Source organism: Mycobacterium sp. SMC-16, from assembly GCF_046250085.1.
GTDB classification, from domain to species: Bacteria; Actinomycetota; Actinomycetes; order Mycobacteriales; family Mycobacteriaceae; genus Mycobacterium; species Mycobacterium phocaicum.
Genome location: NZ_CP176427.1, coordinates 1,472,255 through 1,496,907, shown reverse-complemented (window position 1 = coordinate 1,496,907; position 24,653 = coordinate 1,472,255). Strand labels below are relative to the sequence as shown.

Sequence of the window (24,653 nt, the reverse complement as noted above, 5' to 3'; positions counted from 1 at the left end):
ATTGAAGATGATTCCGGCCGAACTCGCCGCGGGCGCCGCGACGTCGTCAGAGCGGCGAGTGTTCGAAGCGCTGTCAGCGACCGACATCGCTGGCACAGCGTTGCACTCGCTCAACCTGCCGACGCACAAATACAAGCTGACCTCGGAACTGGATTTCGTGCTCGTACTAGAGCAAATGGTGTTGGTTATCGAAGTCAAGGGGGCGAGTGTCTCCTGCAACAGCGGGCTGTGGACATACAGCGACCGTAGCGGGCACCACCGACAAGACCGCGAGGGCCCGTTCGAGCAGGCGAAGTCGGGCATGTATGCACTGAGTGAAAGGCTGGAGCAACGCATTGGCAGAGAAGCGGCCGATATCGCGTTTGGCACTCTCGTTGTCACAACTGATGTCGACCTCGCGACCAGCAGTTTCACGTGGGATGCGCCGACCTATTGCGGTCGCGGACAGTTCCGCCGAGATTTCGGCAAAGCGCTCCGAGAGGCAGTCAATTACTGGACAGCGCGCCAACCTCAAAAACGGCCGATATCAAAGGAACTCCACGCCAGACTCTTGAGGGACCTCCGCCCGAGCTTCGACCACTCCCCTTTACTCGATGCCCGTGCCAGTGAACTCGAAACTACATACGTTCAACTCACGGATGAGCAATTCTCACGGCTCGACCTGATCGGTGAAGCGCCTCGCGTTCTTTGCAGCGGCGGTGCCGGAACAGGCAAGACGTTCCTCGCCTCCGAGATCGCACGGCGCCAGGCACTCGACGGGAGGTCGGTCGCATTCACCTGCCGGAGCCCTATCCTGGCCTCCTTCGTTAGAAGTTTGCTCGTGGGCACCGGGGTCACGGTGTGCACGATGCCCGAGGTCTCCTCAGCCGGCAGCTTCGATGTGCTGATCGTTGACGAGGCACAGGATCTGATGACCTTCGATGCACTCGGACAACTCGAGACTGCCGTCCGGGGTGGCTGGAGTGCCGGTCGCTGGGTGATGTTCATGGATAAGAACCGTCAAGCACATCTGTACGGCGACTTCGATCCCGAAGCCTTGCAGTACATCCAGTCGTTCTCACCCGTGCCAGCCAATCTGCGCACAAACTGCCGCAACACGCGCGAGATCGTCTTCCAAACACGAGCCCTGACCGGTGCCGACACAGGAGTCGCCGCAGCAGGCGCAGGTCCGCAGGTCCAGTACGCGGTTGTTGCCGATAGGGAAGCTGAGACTGCTGCGCTCGAATCGCACTTACGCATGCTGCGCGACCAGGAAGTGTCAGCAGGCCATGTAACTATCGTGTCAATGCGGGGCGACTGGGACACCAGTGCAGCCAAGGAATTACGAGCAGTACGGAGGGGCACATTGCGAAGGCTCGACGAGGAATTGGCTGCGAATTGGCCGGGCTCAAGCCTTACATGGGCCTCCGCGGTGAACATCAAGGGACTCGAGAACCGGTTCGTATGCGCGATCGATATCGATTCCCTGGAGTCTGACCGCGACCTCGATCTTCTGTACGTGATGCTGAGCCGGCCACGTGCGGGGCTGTGGATTGCAACCAACCCGCCGATCAGCGCCCGTATGACAGAGCTCTACCAGACACACGCGCTGCCCGCGCTGGAGTCGCTCGGCAAGGCACGCTCGTGACAACATTGAGTGCAACCCGTTCCGACTTCGTTGCCTATGTACGGCGGCAACTCGTCGGGCCATTCGGCAGCCAGGACGAGATCCTCTTCGACCCACCAAATCGTCGCTACCTAATGGGCATTCTCTTTCCGCGCCAAGTCTCGTTCGCGGGCTACATTGAGGACGAGGGCGAGGCCGCCGAGGACTCCGCCGGAACGACAGGTGGCGACGAGGCTCGATTCAGCGACGATCCCGTCTCAGCGGCGAATGACTTCCTCCCCGCGTCGCAGGGACTGTCTTTCTTCACCACCGCCAGCGAGCTGGCGGTGACAGCCCGCGCGGCGTGGTACGAAACCCTCAGCGGCCGTGCCGCACAGGACCTCCTGATGACAACAGAAGCCGGCGACGGCGGCCCGACAGAGGCGCACGACGACGACCCCCGCAAGAGGTCTGCAGGATCGAGAAGGGTCTGGCGACGTACTCAACTGCCGGATGTAACGATCTCGATCACGGAGACCGGCGCGCAGCCGAAGCCGATCTGGGACAAACGAGCCGAGATACACACACGCTGGCGTCGGTATCCCCACGGCAACTTGGTAACAGTCACGCTGGTCAACGGGCGAACCAGCGATGACGAACATCCCGAACGCGCATGGGACGACATGCTTTTACAGGTCTCATTTGATGTGACGGTCGCGGGCCAAGGCGAGGTGCTCGAGTATCCGACGCTGGCGATGGCCTCTCACGATCCCGAAGAACAAGAGCTCCGGCTGGTACATCGCAACGCCCGCGTATATGCCATTGGCCACGGCTGTTCACCGGAGTGGAACGACGAGCAGGGTGCAGTCCACGTTGTCCGCACCGAAGTGATGCCGTCCTACGTCGTACCTCGGGTCAGCGCTGAGGGCGAGAAAGTGCAGGCGCTGGATATCGCCTGGTTAGCTGACGACAAGATCTCGACCGACGACCTTGTCCGCGAGCTCAACGCCTTCATCGACCCGTATGAATCGTGGATACGCGCAGTGCGGGACAAAGGTTCGACACTTGACGCGCGATACGTGCCGGCAGTCGGTCCGATCGTCGACCGACTCGATCGCGCACTTCGCCGCATGCGCGGCGGTATTGCGGTATTCGCTGAGCATCCTGATCGAGTGAAGATCATCGACGCCTTCCGCTTGGCTAACCTCGCGATGCTCATTCAGATGCGGCACAGCAAAGCGGATCTCGCAGGCACCCGCCGTCCGCGAAGCGCCGCACCTTCCGTTCCCACCAGCTACTCGCCCGGCGCTCAATGGCATCCATTCCAGCTGGGGTTCTTCCTGACGACACTGCGTGGGCTGGTGGACGCCACCCATGAGGACCGCGACGTTGTCGACCTCATCTGGTTCCCGACCGGCGGTGGAAAAACTGAAGCCTACCTGTTGGTCGCCGCCTTCGAGATCTTCCGAAGACGTCTGCTGGAGGGCACTCGGGGCACAGGCACAGCGGTACTGAGCCGTTACACGTTGTCGCTACTCACGGCCCAGCAGTTCCAGCGCACCGCGTCGACCATCGTTGCGTGTGAACATCTGCGGCGCAAGGCAACTGACGTGCTCGGCGATGAGCCGATATCAGTGGGACTGTGGGTAGGTGAGGCGACGACACCCAACCGCTACCTGAATGCGCGGGAACGCTTTGATGAGCTTCGCGACGCAAGGGAAACCGATGACAGATTCCTTCTGGAGCGTTGTCCTTGGTGTGGAACCGAGATCGTTCCCCGTGAATACAGCGAGGACAACGCAGACTACGGAATCCGTGTAACGGACCGGTCTTTCGCGTTCTTCTGCACGTCAGAAAGTTGCGAGTTCCACCAGGAGCTGCCGGTGCGTGTCATCGATGATGCGCTCTACGACAGCCCGCCTTCATTCCTGCTCGGCACCGTGGATAAGTTTGCCCAGCTAGCGTGGGTACCCGAATCTGGCAAACTATTCGGCCGCTCCGCAGGCAAGCTGCCGCCAACGCTCATAATTCAGGACGAATTGCATCTGTTGACCGGTCCCCTCGGCACCACCGTCGGTCTGTACGAAGCGGCCATCAACCTGCTTTGTGAAGCCGCCGGGCCACCGAAAGTCATTGCGTCGACTGCAACTATCCGGCGGGCAACCGCCCAGATCCAGGGCCTTTTTGGAAGATCTGTCGATCTATTCCCCCCATCGGGAATCGACGCCGACGACTCGTACTTCGCCCGCGTAGACACCGTACGTCCTGGGCGTCTCTACGTCGGACTAATGGCGCAGGGCCATACATCGGACACAGCCGTGGTGCACACCGGCGCTGCACTGTTGCAGGCGCCGATCGATCTGGGCCTCAGCGAAGAAGCCCTCGACGCGTACTGGACAGTAGTCGCCTACCACAGCTCATTACGCGAGCTCGGCCGTACCGTGACGATTGCCCGCGATGACATTCACGCACGGCTTGGCGCGCTCATTTCCGGTCGACCAAAGCGCGAGTACGACGTAGAGGAATTGTCCTCGTCGGTTCCTCGTGCTCAGCAGCCACGACTGCTCGAGCGATTGAATCTGCCATGCTCGGACCGATATTCGGTCGACTTCCTGGCGACGACGAACATGCTGTCCGTCGGTGTCGACGTCCCCCGCCTCGGTCTCATGCTGATGAACGGCCAACCCAAAGCCACCGCGGAATACATTCAAGCCACCAGCCGCGTCGGGCGCTCCTCCGCACCCGGGTTGGTGTTCGGGCTGTTTCGTTCGACCAAGCCTCGCGACCGCTCACACTACGAGAACTTCCGCGCCTACCACTCAGCGTTATACCGGCACGTCGAGCCAACCAGCGTGACGCCCTACTCACCCCCCTCGCGCGACCGCGCCCTTCATGCCGCACTGGTGATCTTGGTGCGACATCGACTGGGATTGGATACGGACGGACGTGCAGGAGAAATTGTCGACCGCATTGCGGCCGTCCGCGAACTGGCCGAGGCGCTGGTCGACGTCGTCGACCGTGTCGAGCCACGGGAACGGGTCGGCGCACAGAATTACCTCGACCGCTTCATAGAAGACTGGCTGGACCGCGCAAAGCGCGCCGCCGATGAAGACAAGCTCCTCTATTACCGGTCTAACGGCAAGGGGCAGGTCAATCTCATCAAACAGTTCAACGCGAGGGGCGACGCATGGCCAACTCTGGGCTCCATGCGGAACGTCGACATGGAGTCGTTGATCGATATCGCCCACGGCGCATCAGGGAGATCGGGTAAGTAATGCAGCGCAAGATAAGGCAATCTCAGACGATCGTCCCGTTCGGCGTTGGTGCGATCTTTGACATCAAGGGAGAGTCACTCGTCGGGTGTGACATCTTCCGCTGGGGTGCCCGCGGCGAAACGATCCAGAGTGAACGACTCGCTGCCGCGCTCGGTGTTGCACAGTTCCGCGCCGCGCCCGCAGTCGACAGCAATGCCTGGGCACCGTCGACTGCTGGCGTGCCCTATGCGCGCTTCCCCACTTGGCTTTTCTGCCAGCACTGTCGCCGCATGACGCGTTGGACACGCGCGCTCGAGCAGGAGGGCAAACCCCCCACCTGCGGCAGCTGCGCCGGCCGTAAACAGCTTGTTCCGATGCGTTGGATTCAGATATGCCCCAAAGGGCATATGGACGACATCGATTGGCGACGCTGGGCCCACTCCAAGAATCCGAGTCCTGAAGCGGGACAGTGCCAGAAGGACAACCTGTTCTTTGAAACGCTGCCCGGCCAGGGCGCAGGCGGCCTGGACACCCTCCAGGTGCATTGCCACAGCTGCAAGAGCCGACGAAGCCTGATGGGGATCACTTCGAAAGGGTCGCTGAAATCGATCCATGTCTCGTGCAGTGGTCGGCAACCCTGGCAGCGTTTCGATGACCGCACTAACTGCGACGAGATTCCGCTCGCGGTCCAGCGTGGCGCTAGCAACGTCTACTTCCCACTGGTGCACTCATCGATCGAGATTCCGAACCCTTCGCGCGCTGACGCTGACAGCCAGACAGCTCTGGCCGTCAAGGCGGACATATGGTTTCGCGCCCTACTGACCACGACCGAGGACTCCCCGATGTTCAAGTCAACTCTTGAGACGTTGGCCCGCATCCATTCGGTGAGCGAGGAATACGTCAAAGCGCTGGCGCGGGACGAGTTGGAGCGCGAGGCGGGCAGGGGCACTGCAGTGGAGGCCACGCCCGGCGATCTCCTCAGCGAGGAATGGGCGGCGTTCCTGACGCCGATGGAAAACCACGAGGATCCACATTTCCGCACACGGCACGTGGGGTTGACTTCCGGAAGCGGAGAAGTGGACAAGACCACGTCACTGCTGACGGACCGCATAGACAAGGCGGTGCTGGCAGATCGTCTACGTGAAGTGCGCGCGCTGGAGGGCTTCCACCGGGTCACACCGGGCAGTCGAGACACATTAGTGAAGGCCGCACTTCACCACACAGTGAACTGGCTGCCCGCCATCGATGTTCGCGGTGAGGGGATATTTCTATCACTCGACGAAAGCCGCCTCACCGTGTGGGAGGAATCAGACGAAGTCCAGGCGCGCATTACTCAGCTGGAGAAACGACTGGATGCGTCGTTCATGGCGGCTCGGCTTCGCGAGCGAACTGGTCCGATCCTCACGCCGCGCTACGTGCTCCTGCACACCTTCGCCCACATGTTAATTCGCCGTTTGGCCTTCGAATCAGGCTATGCTGCAACAAGTTTACGCGAACGGGTATATGCACGCAGCAGCCTTGCATTCGACGGGACCTCGAAGCAAGCCGGCGTCCTGATCTACACGGCAGCCGGAGACTCAGAGGGCACCCTCGGAGGACTCGTCCGACAGGGAGAACCTCCGGCGCTCAAAACGACCATCCTCGAAGCACTGCAGGACGCCATGTGGTGCTCGTCCGACCCGCTGTGCAGCGAAAATCTCGCCTCTACGTTCGCGAGTCTGAACTTCGCGGCCTGCCACGCATGCACTTTGGTCGCTGAAACCAGCTGCGAATCCGGCAACTACCTCCTGGACCGCGTCATGGTGATCGGCAATGACGAGGTGCCTGGGTTCTTCACGCCCGTGCTGGATGCCGCCATCGCACAGGCGGGCGAGAGCGTCAGGGGAATCGCGTGAAACTTCCTGCGTTCGAGGACCTCTCGAAAGAACAGGATCTCATCTACAACCTCGATCTCGACGGTAGCTACCTGGTAAGCGGCCCACCCGGAACGGGCAAGTCGGTAATGGCACTGTACCGGGCGCAAGTGATGTCATTCGACGATCGCGAGCCAGCTGTGCTGATGTACAGCAACGTCCTTCAGCAGTACACCGAGCAGGCCGCGAACGAGGTCGATGTAGCGGGCCTCGTCACGACGTTCCACAAGTGGTTCTGGAATTTCTGGCGCACCCACTATCTGACCAACCCTCCCACCCTGGCCAGCGGCTCGTACGAGCATGACTGGGCGACAATCGCATTGCAGTTCATTGGGGCCCCTCCCGACCGCAAGAGCCTCAGCGATCTGATCATCGACGAGGGCCAGGATCTCTCACTGGATTTCTTCCGACTAGCGCCCATGGTCGCAACCAATGTCACCGTGTTCGCCGACGAGAACCAACAACTCCACGAGCACAACACGACGTTGCGTGAGATCGAGGCCGCGATCGGCGCATCGGAGCACTTACAGCTCCGGCGTAATTACCGAAACACCGCAGAGATCGCAGCGGTCGCGGCAAGGTACTACTCAGGCGCTCCGACCGGCGTCCCGGAACCGCCTGAGCGCCATGGCGATAAGCCGACGTTGCGGCGGTACACAGACGTCAATGAGTTCGTCGACTTCGTCGCTCGCTACGCGAAGGGACGAACGAACCGCACTATCGGGATCGCCTGCCCGAACCAAGTCATCCAGAAGAAGTTGTTCAACAGATTGACTGCGCGAAAGCTCCCAATGCTGGTCCAGATGTATATCGGCGGGTCCAAATCTATCCACAGGGCGCTCGATTTCACCTTGCCAGCGGTGACGCTCGTGCACTACAAGTCATTGAAGGGACTTGAATTCGACACATTGTTTGTGCCGGAACTGCAGCAGATGAAGATGGATCCGAGCTCGGCGTCAACACGGATGACGTTCTATGTCGTGATGTCCCGGGCGCGAGACGAGTTGCATTTGTCGTGGTCCGAATCTGCCTCAGTACCAGGCATCGTGAGTGATCTGGAAGGTTTGGTGCAGGCGAAGTGAGAGAAGACGGTCAGTCGGGTCTGGACACCATCCTGTCCGGCGATACCAGCTCGCCCGCGACTGACAACCACGATCAACCGATACCGTCGCTAGGCCGTGCTGAAACTGCGTCGGCATCCACCGCTCCCGAAGTTCGGCGCGAGTCAGCAGGGCCGACAACAGATGTCGAGGCAGCGCAGGAACCGGCGGCAGCCGATTCTGTGTCCCAGCCGGCTTTCTACCTGACCAACAGGATGAATCTCAACGGTATCCTGAGCTCGCGAATGATCGCGCCGCGCGAATCCTACGAGAAGTACTACACGGATCTATTGGCCCTCTGTCCAGGATGGGTCCCGCTGTTGACCGTGCGGCCGCCCGCTGACCTCATCGAGCACGTCACATCTGAACGCGGAGCGGGTGCGCCCGTTGTCATCGAACTGTCCGAGTCGGTGTTGAAGGACTCCGGCTCACTCGATGCCGTCAGATACGTGCCAGCGGTCACGTTGTCCGACGTGAAAGCAATACATTTTCGGGACAAGCGAGCACTTCGCGAGCATCGCGCACGGGCGTACGCCAATGTCCACCCACACGACGAACTCCTGCAGATCAGCCCGGCTTTGTTCGAGTCCGAAGCCCGCGGCGACGTTCAGGTCGCGGCGCCTGCAATGGACACGACGACGGATTGGACTCGAGTCGACCGGATTCGTGGAGCGGTCAGCGGAATCCTCGCGGCCGCAGATTGCGGCGAAGCACTGTCACTGGCGGCAGGCCTACTGGGCGCCGACCATCCCGCTGGCGAAGCTGCACTCCCGCCATGGTTGAGCTGGTCCGCGCTGACCGGGACTGATCTTGAATCTCCCTCGGAGACAACGGATCAGCGGGCTGACCGGATGACATTTCAGGCCGCTTATCGGACGCTGGGGCTACAAGACCAAGCCCGGTCGTGGAGTCCGACCGCCGTACTCGACGCCATTCGTGGCGAACTCACGAGGGCCGATCCGGACGCCGCTATTCAAGCCATCCTTGACCGAAACCTCGTGCACATCCGGAAAATAATCGACGCCGATCGGGAGTTCGAACCATTTCGTCCCGGCAGTCCCTACGTCGCGGCAAAATCGTTGTTGATGGTACTGCTGCGACCAGATCTCGAGCAGCTACTCGCGTGGCCAGAAGAGGAGACGGGCGCCGATACCACGACTCGATCGGTCGCCGCCTTGATGGCCGGCTGTCTGCGCGGCATCGCCAGAGAGTCGACGACCAGTAGGAGCGTGGCGCTCGACGACCGCACCGCGGCATGGGCGGTTGAGGTGGCTTCCGGAGATGAAGGCTGCACGCTCGGCAAGGCGGAGTTTGTCGCGGATACGTCAAAGACTGTGTTGACGCTCGACGGCGTAGAGGTTTTCTCATCCTCACCGCTCGTGCCCAGACCGGAAGACCTCTATCAAGAGATCGCTCCAGAAACGCGACCCGCCGCACGGATCGCGATATCCCGCAGGTTTGGATGGCCTGTCACCGTCCGGATTCCGCTGCCCCCGGATGCCGAGGTATCGCAAGATGATTCGTTCATCAGCGTCACCTCGGCGGAACCAATAGTCGCGCAAACCTTCGTCGATGAGCCAGCGTTCCTCGATCGACTTCGCAGCGTCACTGGCGGGGACCGGCTGCGCGCGAACGATGGATTGACTCGAGCAATCGGTTCGGCTATCCAAACAGACGAAGACGCGCACGGTAGCACCTGAGTTAGGACATTTGGCTTAGTGCCCCGGTTTTGGGTGGCCGAGACTATCCAGGATTTCTTGCTGGTCAGCTGGGACTTGGGGGGGGGGAAGGTCTCGACGGCGCCGTTGATGGCGATGGTCGCTGACGGCAGCGGCCGGAGTTGTTTCATCACCTTGGCGATGCTCAGGCCGGTACGTTCCTGGATGCCGTGCGGGACTGCGAGGGCGGTCAACACGATGGTCAGGTGCGCTGACCTAACAATCACCACACGGGGTGGATACTTTCACCTGGCCACCAGCGGATAGTTCAACTTGGCCATTGACAGGAATCCGCAACCTCACTCACTACATCGCCCGATCACTGCTGGAAGTCGGTGGATTCAAGCCCCGACTACACCCTCAATTCTGAAGAGCCAGTTTGCCTTTGTGTGGAAGCTGGCTCCCGATCGCGCGTAAGGCATTGCAGGCATCCGTTCGTTGAAACCGCGTCAGTCTTCAGAACACGACGAGTGAACCCGTCACTGGACCTCATCAGAACCGCCCGAACGGATCAACCGAGAGGCGTGCGCTACCGCCGTCTTGCCCACGACCTCTCCGAGACGCACGGGAACGGCGTTGCCGATGAGCCGCCCAAGTACGCTGAAACGAACAGGTTCATCAGGACGCACAAACTTGTATTTTGGCGGAAATGTCTGCAAAATCGCTGCCTCACGAAGCGAGATGGCTCGATCTTGCTCGGGGTGGCCGAACCGTCCGTTTCCATACCCAAAACACTGTGTCGTGATCGTCGGACTTGCCTCATCCCAGGACATGCGGCCATACACGCTGGGGTAAGTCGCACCGCTGCTCTTCTGGTGGCATGCGGCCTGAAGTCCGTCGGGCCAATCGCGCCACGTCCCTCCAGGTTTTGAGTGACGAATCCGCTCAAGATTTGTCTCGCTGAGCCGCGATGCGGCATGCAAGCGATCTTTGGGGTCTGATTCCCCGGCCTTAATGGGGCGGAGACGGCCGATTGCCTGACGCACCGTTCTCGTATTTCGCTTGCCTTGCGGAAGAACAAGCCCATCTGCGCCGAGCTTCGAGGCTATCAGTACAAGCCGCTTCCGTGTCTGAGGGATGCCAATGTCGACGGCCTGAACAACAGACCATTCAATCGAATAGCCTTCCAGGTACTCCAAAAACTGCTCAAAGACTGGATGGTCGAGCAGCTGCGGGACATTCTCCATCGTCACGAGGTCTGGCCGCACGCCTCCGACCAGCTTCCCGAATGCCTTAACCAGCTGCCAGTCGTCGCCCCGCTTTTTACTTCGGCCAGATCGACTGTAGGTAGAGAACGGCTGACACGGCGCACATCCTGCGATCATGCTGACGTCGGCACCGCCGATCATTTGGGTGACGTCTGGCACCGCGAGATCGTTCACATCCCCCTCAATGAACTTCGCCTTGTTGTTGGCTTCATAAGGGTATTTACATACCGGGTCGATATCGATCCCAGCCACCACTTCGATGCCGGCCCGAGCGAGTCCGTGAGTGAGCCCACCGACTCCACAGAATAGATCAATGGCGCGAATGGTGGGGGTATGCTCTTCCTTGCTCATGAAGCGATTACCCTTCCCTTCTCCGTCTGATCTTCCCTCTCCACAATTTCAAATTTGATGAAATGCACAAAACAATCGACTGCTTCTCTGAGGTAGTCGCCGACGGCGGCGGCAAGCCCTTTGAGCTCGGCCACAGTGACGCCGTCGCTGCAATCCACAAAAGACAGCGAACCGTGCGCGAGCCCATTGCGACGATTCCTGACGAGCTTCAGCGCACCCATGTCATCCCTGACGTGACGTTTGGCCGCCTGAAAGACATCCGGAGAAATGGTCAGTCCGCATCCGACACGTTCGCAGAGCTTTTCGATCGAGGAATCATCCCAATTTCCGCCACCTCCAGGCTCGATTCTGAAGTCTTTGATCGGCATCTGCTGCAAAAGCTGCTCGCACAGGTCGAGTGCTGCTTGCAAGCGCTTATCAGGCGCAAGGTCGCTGTGAGTTCGCGCGATCGATCGCACCCATTCAGTCCTCAGCCCGACGCTCAGGTCGCTGGGCCGGCGCTCTGCTTCTTCGATTGCGGCGACGACCGCTTCGAGGCACCTTAGAACTGTGGCCTCTACCAAGTTGTAGAGCTGGAGATAGAAGCTTGAGTTCAGAATCTTTGACTGTTCGGTCGTGATCGGAGCGTCAGTCCCGCGAAGTCGCGGGGTACCCGCGCGTGCGGCCTCCTCGACATTCTGCAGGAATGATGAATATGCCTCGATTTCAGCGAACCTCTCTTCAAAGAAGGGGACTAGATCAATGGTCGCCATACTTCACCAGTTTGTCCTTAACAAAATTAATTCTTCCATTTAGACGAGCGATCGCGTTCGCACCGTCGGAACTGGTTATTTTCTGGAATTCGGGTCCATCGATCCACAAGGCCACACCGACTTGTTCCGCTGAAGCATCCGCGAGTTCTGGGCGTTCGGTCAGAGCGCGTTCGGTACCGACTGCAATCGCCTCAAACCGTGCCCTTGGAGTCGCCGTGCCCTTTGCAGTCTTCCTGAAGCCGATTGGGAAGTTCCGCGAGACGAACTCAAGAACCGTATTGAATCGGGCGCGATATGTGTCTGCTAGTGCAGGATCGGTGGCGAAAGCCTCGTTCATCTTCTTCGAATAGACGAAAAGAAAGTCGGATGGACGATCACGATAGCTCTCAAGCCCATCCCCGTAGGCAAAGAACCGTGTGATGAGCTCCTCGTACCCGCGCTCCTTTTTCGCCTTTGCGGGCATGGGCGCGAGGCGCGCCAAAAGCGGGAGATCAGCGAGTTCCACAACCACGTCGAGGAACGGACCAGCTAGTGCTCCCCGACGAATCTCGGCGTTGTTGGCATTCTTGCTGCCTGTATTGATGCGCTCGAACATGTCCAATCGTGCGGCTTCGTCAGCATGTTCATTCAAGACGATTCCGCGAACAGACCGATTCTTGATCTTGCGCTGCCTCGATTCAGGCAAGTCGTTGAACCGGAACCCCGACAGATGCGTTAACGGATCAAGCTCACCAAGTTGAAAGCGACCGTAAATGAACTCTTCGATCGTTCGCAGGCGCTGAGACCCATCCACGATCTCCAACTTCCCATCTGGCATCTCCCAGAAGAAGATGAACGGAATAGGAAGACCCATGATTAGGGACTCAATGAACCGGGACTTGCGTCGATGTCAGCGGTCACGTATTTCCCCAGGTTTGAGGGGTTGTCCGTCACGTAATTCCCCACCCTGGCTGTCACGTAATTCCCCACCCTGGGCGGTGTGTCTGCCTGGTGTGGGCCTCGTTTACCGGTTCGCTCTGCATCCATCTGATGGTGGATGGAAGGGCGCTGATGGCGAGGAGAAGTATCGTGATGCTCGATTTGGTCGAGTTGTTCACCCACTGGCACGCGGGCCGTTCGCAGGTCCAGTTATCGGAGTCGCTGGGCATTGACCGCAAGACCGTCCGCAAATATTTGGCTCCGGCGGTCGCGGCGGGTATCGGCCCGGGTACGGAGCCGCTGACCGCGCCACAGTGGTCGGAGCTGATCGGCGGGTGGTTCCCGGAACTGTCCGATCCTGCGGCGCGGGCGCTGACCTGGCCGCTGATCGAACCGCACCGGGACCAGATCAAGACCTGGCTCGATGCCGATGTCACGATCGCCACGATCGCTCAGCGGTTGCGGGACGAGCATGCGGTAGCGGTGTCGGAGTCCTCGGTTCGGCGTTGGATCGCAACACATTTCGCGGAAGAGGTGGCACGAGCGAAGGTGACCGTGCCGCGCGGGCCGGTCGAGCCGGGCAGTGAAGCGCAGATCGACTACGGTCGCCTGGGCATGTGGTTCGATCCCGCGGTGGGCCGCCGGGTGGCGGTGTGGGCGTTCGTGATGGTGTTGGCGTGTTCGCGGCACCTGTTCGTGCGCCCGGTGATCCGGATGGACCAAACCACCTGGTGCGCTTGCCATGTCGCGGCGTTCGAGTTCTTCGGCGGGGTCCCGGCCCGGTTGGTGTGTGACAACCTCAAGACCGGGGTGGACAAACCCGACCTGTATGACCCGAAGATCAACCGCGCCTATGCCGAGCTGGCCACCCACTACGGCACCCTGATCGACCCGGCGCGGGCGTTCAAACCCAAAGACAAACCCCGCGTCGAACGGCCCATGCAATACATCCGGGATTCGTTCTGGCGCGGCCGCCAGTTCGACGGGCTGCCCGCGATGCAAACCGACGCCCAGCGCTGGAGCATCGAGGTGGCCGGGGCGAGGTCGTGTCGGGCACTGGAGGGCGCGCCGCCGTTGCGGGTGTTTGAAGCGATCGAAGCCAGCGCGTTGATCGGGTTGCCGCCCAGAGTATTTGAACTGTCCACCTGGTCGATCGGCACCGTCGGCACCGACGCGCACCTCAAGGTCGGCAAGGCGTTGTACTCGGTGCCGTGGCGGCTGATCGGGCAACGCCTGCATGCCCGCACCGCCGGCGACGTGGTACAGGTCTTTCACGCCGATGCGGTGGTGGCCATCCACGTGCGCCGCCCATCGGGGCGCTCGACCGACTTCGCCCATTACCCGCCGGAGAAGGTCGCGTTCGCGATGAAAACCCCGACCTGGTGCCGGCGCACCGCCGAACTGGTCGGCCCGGCCTGCGTCGCGGTGATCGCCGCGTTCATGGCCGACAACGCCATCCACCATCTGCGCGCCGCGCAAGGAGTGCTCGGGCTGCGCGACAAACACGGCTGCGACCGGTTGGAGGCCGCGTGCGCCCGCGCCATCGCCGTCGGTGACCCGTCCTACCGCACCATCAAAGGCATCCTGGCCGCCGGCACCGAACACGCCGGCGACGAACCGCCCGCCAGCACCGGCGCGGCGGGGGCGTTTCTGCGTGGCCCCGACCAGTTCGGCACCGATACCGGCATCATCGCCTGATCGTCACCAATTCCACACTGCTGCAACATAATCAACCTTCAAAGGAAGCCCACCATGTCTATCTGTGATCCGGCGCTACGCACCGCGCTGCGCACCCTGAAACTGTCCGGCATGCTCGACACCCTCGATGCCCGGCTCGCCCAAACCCGCGACGGCGGCCTCGGCCACCTCGAATTCCTGCAAGCCCTCTGTCAAGACGAGATCGCCCGCCGCGAATCCGCCGCTCTCACACGGCGATTGCGCCGCGCCAAGTTCGAAGAACAGGCCACCTTCGAAGACTTCGACTTCACCGCCAACCCGAAACTGCCCGCCGCGATGCTGCGCGACCTGGCCGCCCTGCGCTGGCTCGACGCCGGCGAATCAGTCATCCTCTACGGCCCCGTCGGCGTCGGCAAAACCCATGTGGCACAAGCACTCGGACATCACGTAGCCCGCCGCGGCGGGGACATCCGCTTCGTCAAATGCGCCCGCATGCTCGCCGACCTTGCCGGCGGACACGCCGACCGCACCATCGGCCAGCGCATGCGCGAGTACACCCGGCCCCTGGTACTGATCGTCGATGACTTCGCGATGCGTGAGCACACCACCACCCAATCCGACGATCTCTACGATCTGGTCTCCGACCGGGCCATCGCTGGCAAACCCCTCATCCTGACCAGCAACCGCGCCCCCAAAGACTGGTACCCGCTGTTCCCCAACCCCGTCGTGGCCGAATCCCTACTCGACCGACTGATCAACACCAGCCACCAAGTCCTCATGGACGGACCCAGCTACCGACCCCGGAAACGACCCGGCCGCACCACCACCTAGACAACGCCCGCCCCGACCGGTAAGACCAACACGAGGCCCACACCTGGGGAATTACGTGACAGCAACCCCTGGGGAATTACGTGACCGACGACATCGATCCTCCCAGGTGAATTCTCGCTGATAGGCGGGAACGACGTACTCGCCGTCTCGGACCTTCTGCGCCAGAATCTCTACTGAGTACTCCGTGAGAAAGAAGTCGATTCGCTTGGACTGCTCAATGATCTGTGCTTCAGCAAGCTCGATCTGCTCGCCACTCGGCCGTTCGCATGTACGCGCCACCGGCGCACCTCCTTCTCGTGCGTTCGTCACCTCCGACAGGTAGGTCTGCAACGTAGGTTACTGGGGCGCGAGCGTCGCCACCCCGACGACAAGCTGAAGACCTCGAAAAGCTCGGCCCCTAGTGTGTCAGGACCGACCGACATCGCTTGCGCAGCCGTGAATTGTTGCAACTTCAGCTCCAAAAATCTCCGACAGATACCGTGCGGTCGCCGCAAAGTCATCGATTCGTGTCGCTTGCCAGGGTGATGGGACCACCTGATTGCCAGGGGGATGGGACCACCGTGGCGCGTTATTGAGGATGCTCGTCGGCGGGGTCTGGGTCAAGCTGAGGGCGGGTCCGTTGGCGGTAGGACGGTCCTTCGATGACCAGGGTGTGCGCGGCGGAGGTCAGTCGGTCGATGGCTGATTGGGCGAGCAGGGTGTCGGCGGTCATGGTCAGCCATTCGGCGGGCTCGCGGTTCGACGTCATGATCGTGGTCTTGGCGCGGTGGCGCTCGACGACGATTTCGTAGAAGTCGCTGGTTTCGGTGGCGTCGAGGGGGCGTAGCGCGAAGTCGTCGATGATCAGAACGTCGACGGCGGCCAGGCGGCGGATCTCGGCGTCGACGGTGTGGTCGAGGCGGGCGGCGCGCAGCCGGGTGAACAGTTTGTCGGCGCGGCCGAACACGACGGTGTGTCTGCGTCGAATAGCCATGTTTCCCAATGCTGTTGCCAGATGCGTCTTGCCAACGCCGACGGGCCCGAGGACGATCGCGGACTGGCCGGCATCGAGGAACCGTAGCGAGGTGAGATCACCGAGCAGGGTGCGGTCATAGCGCAGGTCGCCGTGGGCGGTCCAGGTATCAAACCGCATGCTCGGATCGAGTCCGGCTTTGGCCGCTCGTAGTGCCGCGGAGCGGGATTCGCGTCGGGAGACCTCGTCAGCCAGCAGTGTTTCCAGGAAGCCGATGTGGCTGAGTTTGTGTTGTCGGGCCAAGGCGGCGCGTTCGGGCAGGGTGTCAGCCAGTGCACCGAGCTTGAGGGCTTTGAGCAGTCGGAGCAGATCAGCGCCGATCGGGTCGGTAGCTCCACGGGCGGTGGTAGTCATGTCAGCGGTTCTCCTCGGAAACGATGGTCAATGATGTTGGGGTGGAGTTGAATTCGGAAGGATCACGGGCGAAGCGGGTCGCGGTGTGACCGACCGCTTTCGGCAGGGCCGGGGAGCTGGTCTCGGTGGCACGCTCGAGCATGGAGGCGATCTTGTTCACCGAGACGACATCGAGATCCAGCGACAATGAACAGGCCTGTTCGACCCGGTCGGCGCCGTAGCGGCGCACCAGACCCAGCAGCCGGTAGACGGTACGCATCTTCGTCCAGGGCAGCCGGTCATCGAGGATGCGTTCGGCGTAGATCCCGACGTTGGGGCCGTGCGCGGCGCAGGTGGCGATCAATGTCGTCACATCGCGCAGCGCGTAGCCGGTCTTGTGTTCGGGCAGATCAGCGGGGTCGGTGCTGCGCCCACCGGCCGGTTGGCGGGGATGGACCTTGACCAGCACGCCGCGGCGATAGAACTTCACCAGCTCGGTGTCGGCGCGCACGTCCAGGTACTGACCGATCCAGCATTCGGGCAGCGAATACAGGGCCTTGGCGACCTCGGCGTGGAAGTCGCGGTGGACCTTGACCGTCTTGAACACCGGCACGTCATAGACCTGCGGCACCGCCAACAGCCGGGGCTGCTCTTCGTCGGTGAACACCTCCAGCGGGCGTGCGCAGGTGGTGCCGTGGGTGCGGGTGCCCGCAGTGTCACGACACCACGCTGTGGCGGCGTCCTGCGCCTGCTGCAGACTGGTGAATGTTTCTCCGTCCCAGAAGTTTCGCCGCACGTACTGCACGGCGCGTTCCACCCGTGGCTTGTCTTTCGGCGAGGCCACCCTGGCGGGGTCGGTCAGAAACCCGCTATGCCCGGCGTAGTCCAGCCAGCCCTGGCTGAACTGCGGGTTGACCGCGTCCGCGGCGGCGATCACCGGTTTGAGGTTGTCGGGGATCAGCACGGCGAACACCCCGCCGAAGAACTCCCAGGCCGCCTCGCAGCCGGCGATCACCGCGGCCAGGGTCTGCGAGTACGACAACCACACGAACATGTGCCGGGAGTACACCGCGGTGAAGATCAGCGCGTGCACCTTGCGGCGGCGCCCGTCAGCAGCGTCGGTGAGCATCCCCAGGTAGCCGAAGTCGACCTGGCACTCCACTCCGGGATCGCCATCAGCGACCCGCACCGTGAGGTCTTTGCGGCCGAAACCGCAACGCTGGCTGGCGAATCGGTGCAACGTCCGATACGGCACCACACACCCCTGCCGGGCCAACAGGGTGTGGATCTTCGTGACCGTCAACGGCCGATGCTCACCGGTGCCGGCCACCCAGGCGGTGATCTGATCTTCGAAGCCCACCAGCTGCTCCCACGCCGCCCCGTGGCCATCGGGGCGCACCGGACGCACCGCCTCGGCAACCATCCCGATCAACGCATCATCGACCGCGCTGACGTCGTCGTCGCGACGCAAACCCGCCGCCTGGGCGGCCTCGACGTAGCGGCGCACCGTCTTGCGGTCCAGGCCGCAATGCGCGGCAATGCTGCGGTACCCCGGCGCCGGCAGTCCCACCACCCCCAGCCACACCCGCAGCACTTCCCTGATCTCATTCACACTGACCTCCCGAAAAGCCATGCCCGCCGACCTCCGTGACCTTGAGCCGTCACGGCGATCGAACGAACAAATGAAAAGACCACCGACGCGACGCGCCGGTGGTCCCATAACTGGCAATCCAGGTGGTCCCATCACCCTGGCAAAAATCAGGTCACACTGGTCCCATCCTCATGGCAGACGACAATTCCGGCACGCGGTTCGCAGGGCTGCACTGAACAACCATGTAGCGACCCGACCGCCCTAAGCCTCCTGAGAGTCGGCGGCCAGCTCGCGGCATGTCACTGCTGCGCTCTAGTTCCCCCGGACCTGCTGCCCGGACAGATTCCGCTCTCGGGCCAGGCCACGCGCCGATCGGGGTTTCCGGGCGCATCGACGGCTACGTCCGCGGATGGCGCAGCTACGGGCGGTTCAAACGTCGAGCTGACCTTCCCCCGAGACCGTGGAGGCATCAGCTATAAGGAGTAGCGATGTCAGAGAAGCGGAAGAAGTACGACCGGGAGTTCCGTGAGGGGGCTGTTCGGATCGTCGAGGAGACGGGTAAGTCGATCGCGGCGGTGGCTCGGGATCTGGGGGTGAACGAGGGCACCCTGGGCAACTGGGTGACCCGGGCGCGGGAAGCGCGGGAAGGTCGCGGTGAGCTGTCCAAGGACGATGTTGCCGAGCTCAAGCGCCTGCGTGCCGAGGTGGCTGAGTTGCGGATGGAGCGTGATGTCCTCAAGCGATCAGTGGTCCTGTGGGTGAAGGAGGCGACGAAGTGAGCGTGGCACGCTTCATCGCCGACCAGAGGACCAAATACCGTGTGCCCCATACGATCACGTGCGCGCTGTTGGGTGTTGGTGTGTCGTGGTTCTATAAGTGGCTTGGCCGGGCCGGCAACCATGATGGGGTGCACACCGACACCGACCGGCGCCGCGTGGCACTCGATGAGGCAGTCAGCACCGCATTTGTCAGAGCAAAGGGGTTGCATGGGTCGCCGCGGCTGGTCGCTGACCTGCGGGATCTGGGCTGGCAGGTGTCGGAGAACACGGTGGCCGATTCGATGCGCCGTCAGGGGTTGGTGGCCCGCAAGATCCGTCGCCGGGGTGGCCTGACCCGCCAGGACCAGACGGCACCGAAGTTCCCTGACCTGGTCAAACGGGACTTCACTGCGGCCGCGCCGAACTGTAAATGGGTGGGCGATATGACCGAGATTCCCACCGAGTGCGGGCAGAAGCTGTATCTGGCGACGGTGATCGACCTCTACAGTCGGCGGTTGTTGGGGGCGGCGATGGGACTGCACCCGGATGCCGAGTTGGCGTGCGCGGCAATCAACATGGCCGTAGCTGCCCGCGGTGGCCGCCAAGCGATCTGGCGCGATGAGGAGTCCGAACGGGTCATATTTCACACCGATCGCGGCAGCACTTATACCGCGAAGGTGTTCACCACGTTGTGCCGGACCTTGGGTATTCGGCAGTCGATGGGCCGTGTGGGGTCGTGTTTCGATAACGCCGCCGCGGAAGCGTTCTTCTCTTCATTGGAATGGGAAGTGTTGTCCCGCAATATGTTCCGTGATACCGTTCATGCGCAGGCTGTGGTGATCGATTGGTGTTACACCTTCTACAATCACCAGCGTCGGCACAGCGCCGCCGATGGGTTATCGCCGGTCAACTACGAGATCAGGGAATCCAACATCACGCCGGAAGCGGCATAAGGAACCCTCCACGATCTCGGGGGAACCACAAGCACACACCACGTCGCGCACACGGCGAGCAGCCTCTTCTGCGTCCTCATGTTCCCATACCCGAACGCTGACCCATCCAGCGTCCTCCAGCTGGCGATCGGTGTCCCGGTCGCGGGTCCTGTTCCCCTCGACCTTCGCCGCCCAGAACGCGGAGTTCGTAACTGCCACGGTGTGGTGTTCGGGGCAGCCGTGCCAGAAGCATCCATCCAAGAACACGGCTACCTTGGCTTTGGTAAATACCAGGTCGGCCGTACGTCTGACTTGCTTCAGCGGACGCGCCGAGACACGGTACCTGAGCCCCAAGGCGTGGACAGCAGACCGCAGGGCAAGTTCCGGCTTTGTGTCCCTGCCCTTGTTCGACTGCATGCTCGCCCGCACCCCAGAGGATGAGGCCCACGACTCGACCACCCCATCCAGGTTAAAGACACGGTTCCCTCAGTGGGACATCTGCAGTCCCACGTTGCGGCATTCACCCAGGTCTCGGGTGACATGCGTGCCGGTCCCACACGTTGTCGGTGGGCGGTCGTACGATTCTGTCGTGCCCACCATCATCGACCTGTTCGCCGGGTGCGGCGGCATGACCAGCGGTTTCACGGCGGCAGGGTTTACACCTACCCTCGCCGTCGAGTGGGATCTCTATGCCGCTGCCACCTACGCAGCGAACTTTGGCGAGGACCACACGCTCTGGCGGGATATAGCCACCGTTAAGTCCTCGGAGATCCCGAACGCAGATGTCGTCATCGGCGGCCCACCGTGTCAGGGATTCTCAAATCTGGGGTCCAAAGATGTTAATGACCCGCGCAATCAGCTGTGGCGGGAATATCTGAGAGTCGTCAAATCAGCGAATCCGAAAGTGTTCGTCATCGAGAATGTCGATCGGTTCATGCGCACGCCAGAGTTCGAGCTATTGCTCAGTGAAGCTGATAATGGAGCGCTCTCCCGGTACCACCTCACGTTCGACCACCTGAACGCAGCCGACTTTGGAGTCGGACAGCGCCGCATCCGGACAATCGTTATAGGCTCCCGGATCGGGCCGATCGAGCTGCCGAAGGCTACTCACGCTCGTCACCCGTCGTCCCCTGGGATAAGGCGCTGGGTGACGACAAAACGCCGCATCGGCAAAGCCCCGGAGAAACCTGTTTCGACAGCACTGCCAGAATCAACCGTGGAGTTCTTCGGTGAGGTCGTTCCAGGAGCATTCAAGGGCCTGGATATTCATCTGGGAAGAAACCCGACCGAGCTGTCACGGCAGCGCTACGACCACGTACCCCCGGGCGGCGGCCGTTTCGACGTACCTGAGCATCTCCTTCCCCGCTGCTGGCGGGAAAAGCCAACGGGCACAACCGATGTGATGGGTCGAATGAGGTGGGATATGCCGTCTCACACGATCAGGACCGAGTTCTTCAAGCCGGAAAAAGGTGCGTACCTTCACCCACAGTGGGACGAGAGCGGTCGTCACCGCGTCAACCGACCGATAACTCATTACGAGGCCGCACTACTTCAAGATTTCCCGGAGAACTACCTGTGGTGCGGATCAAAGATCCAAATTGCCAAGCAGATTGGGAACGCGGTGCCAGCTGGGCTAGCACGGTCTATCGCGAAGCACATCAAGGATCACTTATAGAAGATCACCAGAGCGCGAGCGTCTCAGCAAGATCACTGTACGGACGGACCCGGCCCTGGCTGGTCACCTCGTTCCAAGCATCGACTTGGTCGGCCGAGATCTGCTTGTGGAGTGCCAATTTCAACACGGCGTCGTCGAGAGCATCGAACGCGATGTGATAAACGGCATCGACCTCGCCAGTTCCGCGCGCGATCGCTGCCAGCCGACTCGGCAACGGTTCGGCTGTAACGGTCACAAGGTGAGGGAGACGCTCTCGACGATGCCGAATCATCTGGTTGTTCTCGTGCCGAATGTTCTGGACCCTGTCGCTGCGAATTGTCCATTTACACGAGATGGCGGCGTGCAGAAACGGCGGCTCATCGGCGTGACGAGCCGGAAGTCCAACCACCACATCAGGTTTGATAATGTAGTCCGTACCCAGAGTCGTCCGTAGCTCAGGATTCTCCTTGACTAGCTGATCAACTTTCTTCAGATGTTCGTACTGTAAGAAATCAGTGATCGGGTGGGTTAGCTCGTCAACAATCCAGTTTCGTGAAGGATCAAGCTGCGGCAAATCGATTTTTAGCGTTCCGGCGACCGAGACTTCAAGCGGACGCCCGCTTTGCGGATTCTTGACCCCCGACGAAACCTCTCTAGCTACACCGAGTTGGTCGAGGATCGCCGCCGCCAGCGCTACCGATGCCGCGTTGTCGCTGTCAGCGGTATTCGGCACAAACCCCTGGCTCCGCACCTTCTTCTTCCAGCCGAGAAGTGCGCATGCGAAAGGCGCGTTCACGGTCGAACGTATTCTGATCCGGGCACCTGCCGAGTCTACGGCCTAATGGGACCTGATCAGCGAGCCTTCGATCGGTAATGGTCCGGTCGGGTGAAGCTGGTTACCGAGCCGCTGGCCGGTGAGCACTATGCAAGCCTGGAATGCTGGTCGATTCCTAGGGCTAGATCGTGCCCCGGCCGGTTGGTAGGTCACCGATAGCGCTGATGGGGTGTCGTGTGAACTACCCCGGGTTTTGTTCCTACTGGGTTGCCAGGGCCGGGGTTGGCTGGCTCGCGGGGTGTGAGGTGCCGGTGAGGGCAGCCTCGTACTCGGCTGGTGGGACGTAGCCGAGGGCTTCGTGCAGGCGTTCCTGGTTGTACCAGGCCACCCATTCGGCGGTCGCTAGTTCGACGTCGTCGACGCTGCGCCAGGGTTTGCCGCGGGTGATCAACTCGGTCTTGTAGGCGGCGTTGACCGCTTCGGCGAGGGCGTTGTCATAGCTATCGCCGCGAGACCTCACCGACGGTGCGATCCCGAGCTCGGCGAGCCGGTCGGTATATGTCAGCGACAGGTACTGCGATCCGCGGTCGGAATGATGGACCAACTCAGAAAGATCTGAATCAGACTGCCATACAGCATGATTGAATGCCTGCAAGGGCAGATCCTCGGTACGCATCGTGGCCGCCACCGCCCAGCCGACGATCTTGCGGGTGCACACATCAGTGACGAACGCGGTGTAGCAGAACCCGTGCCAGGTGCGCACATAGGTGATGTCGGCGACCCACAACCGGTTCGGCGCCGTCGCGGTGAACCGGCGGTTGACCAGATCGGCGGGCCGCTGGTCAGCCGGGTCGGTGACCGTGGTGAACACCGGCTTGCCCCGATGCACGCCACGCAGGCCGGCCTTGTGCATCAACCGCCGGGTCTGTTCTCGGCCCAGGTGCCAACCGCGTCGTTTCATCGCATGTTGCATCTTGAGTACGCCGTAGACCGAGAAGTTCTTTCGGTGCACGGTGCGCAGGTCGGCAATCAGCTGTTCGTCTCGGATCGCGCGATCTGAAGGCGGGCGGACCCGCGCGGCCCGGTACCCGCGGGAGGTGAGGAAACCGGGGATTGCTGCCCGCAGGATACGGCAAATGAGCTCGACCCCGAATTGATCGCGATGCGCATCGATGAAGGCGATCATTTCGTCACGGGGCGGTCGAGCTCCGCTGCGAAAAACGCGGACGCAGACTTCAAAATCTCGTTGGCTCTGCGCAATTCGGCGACTTCACGCTTGAGTTTGCGGATTTCGGCATGCTCGGCGCTGGTCGTGCCAACGCGTTCGCCGGCATCCACTTGGGCTATGCGTCGCCACCGACGTACCGATTCCTCCGCGACACCGAGTTTGCTGGCCACTGACTTGATGGCTTCGAACTCGGAAACTTCCGAGGTTTCCATCATGGTGTCCAACAACCGCAACGCACGCTGTCGAAACTCCGGCGAATACTGACGGGGCATGTTCCTGATCCTCCTATAAAGATCGGAACAAAACCTGGGGTAGTTCACCATGCCCGATCGACGACTACCGCGACCTACGCCCCACTCGTCAAGCCCACAACATCACTCTCACCGCCGTCGCCAACCACTTCGGCCTCTGGCCCAACGACATCTCCCGCCTCGAACGCGGCCTCAAACGCGACGACACCCTCGCCACCAACTACCGCCAATGGCTAAACACCCAGCTCACCGACGCCGCTTGACTTTTAACAAAGATAGGAGCATCAAGTTCGACGGCCTATCAATCCGCGCCTACTGTGGGAATTGGACGACCTAGTCAAATAAGGGCGGACGATGGCGACACGCGAGGCGACACAACAGGTCCCGGGTTCAATTCCCGGCGCCAGTCAGCCACGCGCATCGCAAACCCTCTCGCCAACGAGGCGCAACAACGATCAGGAGGCCCCACCATGGCTGATGCACAATCACTCCAGACCGACATCTCCGGCGTCACCGCCAACGGCATGCCCGAACCCTGGCGCGCCGTCCTGGCCCGTCACCCGCGCAACATCGGCGACATCGTCGACGACCCCAACCGCGGGCCGTGGAACTCCGTCCACAACGGCCAGACCTACCAGGGCACCTTCGACGCCTTCGAACAGCAGGTGACCACCGCCGAGCAGATCGCCTGGGTGCACACCTTCAGCGACGGCATCACCCGCGACAGCGGCGACGTCCTCATCGAACTCATGGAGTTCGCCATCCAGTGGCGTAAAGCAAACGGACTCCCCACCACCGCGAAATGAGCTGAG

19 protein-coding genes, 1 pseudogene and 1 other annotated feature are annotated in these 24,653 nt (G+C 61.5%); of the genes and pseudogenes, 11 read left to right on the top strand and 9 right to left on the bottom strand.

The annotated features are described in order from the left end of the window. The first annotated feature begins 7 nt into the window (after positions 1-7). Genes ACJEIK_RS07325 through ACJEIK_RS07305 form a run of 5 tightly spaced genes read left to right on the top strand, consistent with a single transcriptional unit; the run spans position 8 to position 9,552 of the window. Positions 8-1,627 carry a nuclease-related domain-containing DEAD/DEAH box helicase gene (locus ACJEIK_RS07325; protein WP_293017740.1) on the top strand — a complete coding sequence of 540 codons (1,620 nt, stop codon included), beginning with the start codon at positions 8-10 and terminating at the stop codon, positions 1,625-1,627. Next, a complete protein-coding gene (locus tag ACJEIK_RS07320; RefSeq protein ID WP_293017718.1) occupies positions 1,624-4,860 on the top strand; it encodes a helicase-related protein in 3,237 nt (1,078 codons plus the stop codon). The genes ACJEIK_RS07325 and ACJEIK_RS07320 overlap by 4 nt, the downstream gene beginning before the upstream one ends. After that, positions 4,860-6,734, top strand: coding sequence for a DUF1998 domain-containing protein (drmB, locus tag ACJEIK_RS07315; protein WP_293017720.1), 1,875 nt, complete (start codon positions 4,860-4,862; stop codon positions 6,732-6,734). The genes ACJEIK_RS07320 and drmB overlap by 1 nt, the downstream gene beginning before the upstream one ends. Next, positions 6,731-7,834, top strand: coding sequence for an AAA family ATPase (locus ACJEIK_RS07310; protein ID WP_293017722.1), 1,104 nt, complete (start codon positions 6,731-6,733; stop codon positions 7,832-7,834). Before drmB ends, ACJEIK_RS07310 begins: the two co-directional genes overlap by 4 nt. Continuing rightward, positions 7,831-9,552 (top strand): hypothetical protein, encoded by a 1,722-nt coding sequence (locus ACJEIK_RS07305; protein ID WP_293017724.1) that lies wholly within the window; start codon positions 7,831-7,833, stop codon positions 9,550-9,552. Before ACJEIK_RS07310 ends, ACJEIK_RS07305 begins: the two co-directional genes overlap by 4 nt. 15 nt (positions 9,553-9,567) lie before the next feature. Here the strand turns inward: ACJEIK_RS07305 and ACJEIK_RS07300 are convergent. From ACJEIK_RS07300 to ACJEIK_RS07285, 4 genes and pseudogenes are all read right to left on the bottom strand, one after another. Next, positions 9,568-9,782, bottom strand: a pseudogene (locus ACJEIK_RS07300) (IS1634 family transposase); the annotation flags it as partial. 267 nt (positions 9,783-10,049) lie between these two features. Further along, positions 10,050-11,129 (bottom strand): DNA cytosine methyltransferase, encoded by a 1,080-nt coding sequence (locus tag ACJEIK_RS07295; protein WP_293017726.1) that lies wholly within the window; start codon positions 11,127-11,129, stop codon positions 10,050-10,052. Next, positions 11,126-11,881: an MAE_28990/MAE_18760 family HEPN-like nuclease gene (locus ACJEIK_RS07290; RefSeq protein ID WP_293017728.1), complete on the bottom strand. Its 756-nt coding sequence runs from the start codon at positions 11,879-11,881 to the stop codon at positions 11,126-11,128. Before ACJEIK_RS07290 ends, ACJEIK_RS07295 begins: the two co-directional genes overlap by 4 nt. Beyond that, positions 11,868-12,734 (bottom strand): DUF262 domain-containing protein, encoded by an 867-nt coding sequence (locus tag ACJEIK_RS07285; RefSeq protein ID WP_409431253.1) that lies wholly within the window; start codon positions 12,732-12,734, stop codon positions 11,868-11,870. Before ACJEIK_RS07285 ends, ACJEIK_RS07290 begins: the two co-directional genes overlap by 14 nt. 218 nt (positions 12,735-12,952) lie before the next feature. Here ACJEIK_RS07285 and istA (ACJEIK_RS07280) point away from each other — a divergent pair, with 218 nt between their 5' ends. Together istA (ACJEIK_RS07280) and istB are read left to right on the top strand one after the other, a co-directional pair. Beyond that, positions 12,953-14,497: an IS21 family transposase gene (gene istA, locus ACJEIK_RS07280; RefSeq protein WP_109558051.1), complete on the top strand. Its 1,545-nt coding sequence runs from the start codon at positions 12,953-12,955 to the stop codon at positions 14,495-14,497. A 54-nt stretch (positions 14,498-14,551) separates the two neighbouring features. Beyond that, positions 14,552-15,307, top strand: a complete 756-nt coding sequence (gene istB, locus ACJEIK_RS07275) for an IS21-like element helper ATPase IstB (protein WP_074360265.1) — start codon at positions 14,552-14,554, stop codon at positions 15,305-15,307. Between the two features lie 568 nt (positions 15,308-15,875). On the opposite strand, the gene ACJEIK_RS07270 is transcribed toward istB, so the two are convergent. Both ACJEIK_RS07270 and istA (ACJEIK_RS07265) read right to left on the bottom strand, forming a co-directional pair. After that, positions 15,876-16,673 carry an ATP-binding protein gene (locus ACJEIK_RS07270; RefSeq protein ID WP_138247680.1) on the bottom strand — a complete coding sequence of 266 codons (798 nt, stop codon included), beginning with the start codon at positions 16,671-16,673 and terminating at the stop codon, positions 15,876-15,878. A 1-nt stretch (position 16,674) separates the two neighbouring features. After that, a complete protein-coding gene (gene istA / locus ACJEIK_RS07265) occupies positions 16,675-18,285 on the bottom strand; it encodes an IS21 family transposase (protein WP_406775775.1) in 1,611 nt (536 codons plus the stop codon). Between the two features lie 446 nt (positions 18,286-18,731). On the opposite strand from istA (ACJEIK_RS07265), the gene ACJEIK_RS07260 reads away from it, so the two are divergent. After that, entirely contained in the window at positions 18,732-19,022 is a 291-nt protein-coding gene (locus ACJEIK_RS07260; RefSeq protein WP_103850853.1) for a transposase, read from the top strand. After that, entirely contained in the window at positions 19,019-19,954 is a 936-nt protein-coding gene (locus tag ACJEIK_RS07255; RefSeq protein WP_103850854.1) for an IS3 family transposase, read from the top strand. The genes ACJEIK_RS07260 and ACJEIK_RS07255 overlap by 4 nt, the downstream gene beginning before the upstream one ends. Here the strand turns inward: ACJEIK_RS07255 and ACJEIK_RS07250 are convergent. Then, a complete protein-coding gene (locus ACJEIK_RS07250) occupies positions 19,898-20,350 on the bottom strand; it encodes a very short patch repair endonuclease (RefSeq protein ID WP_409431667.1) in 453 nt (150 codons plus the stop codon). The genes ACJEIK_RS07255 and ACJEIK_RS07250 overlap by 57 nt on opposite strands. A gap of 172 nt (positions 20,351-20,522) precedes the next feature. On the opposite strand from ACJEIK_RS07250, the gene ACJEIK_RS07245 reads away from it, so the two are divergent. Next, positions 20,523-21,608, top strand: coding sequence for a DNA cytosine methyltransferase (locus ACJEIK_RS07245; protein WP_293017734.1), 1,086 nt, complete (start codon positions 20,523-20,525; stop codon positions 21,606-21,608). 4 nt (positions 21,609-21,612) lie between these two features. Here ACJEIK_RS07245 and ACJEIK_RS07240 read toward each other — a convergent pair whose 3' ends face one another. Beyond that, positions 21,613-22,383 (bottom strand): NgoMIV family type II restriction endonuclease, encoded by a 771-nt coding sequence (locus tag ACJEIK_RS07240; RefSeq protein WP_293017736.1) that lies wholly within the window; start codon positions 22,381-22,383, stop codon positions 21,613-21,615. Between the two features lie 238 nt (positions 22,384-22,621). Continuing rightward, positions 22,622-23,862, bottom strand: a protein-coding gene (locus ACJEIK_RS07235; protein ID WP_409431666.1) for an IS3 family transposase whose coding sequence is annotated in 2 segments (ribosomal slippage) — positions 22,622-23,577 and positions 23,577-23,862 — 1,242 coding nt in all. Because the reading frame shifts where the segments join, the coding sequence is not laid out codon by codon here. Beyond that, positions 23,470-23,587: a sequence feature (AL1L pseudoknot), on the bottom strand. Its footprint overlaps the gene before it by 118 nt. A gap of 449 nt (positions 23,863-24,311) precedes the next feature. Between ACJEIK_RS07235 and ACJEIK_RS07230 the strand changes: the two genes are divergently transcribed. Continuing rightward, positions 24,312-24,647 (top strand): hypothetical protein, encoded by a 336-nt coding sequence (locus tag ACJEIK_RS07230; RefSeq protein ID WP_293019494.1) that lies wholly within the window; start codon positions 24,312-24,314, stop codon positions 24,645-24,647. The last annotated feature ends 6 nt before the right edge of the window (positions 24,648-24,653 follow it).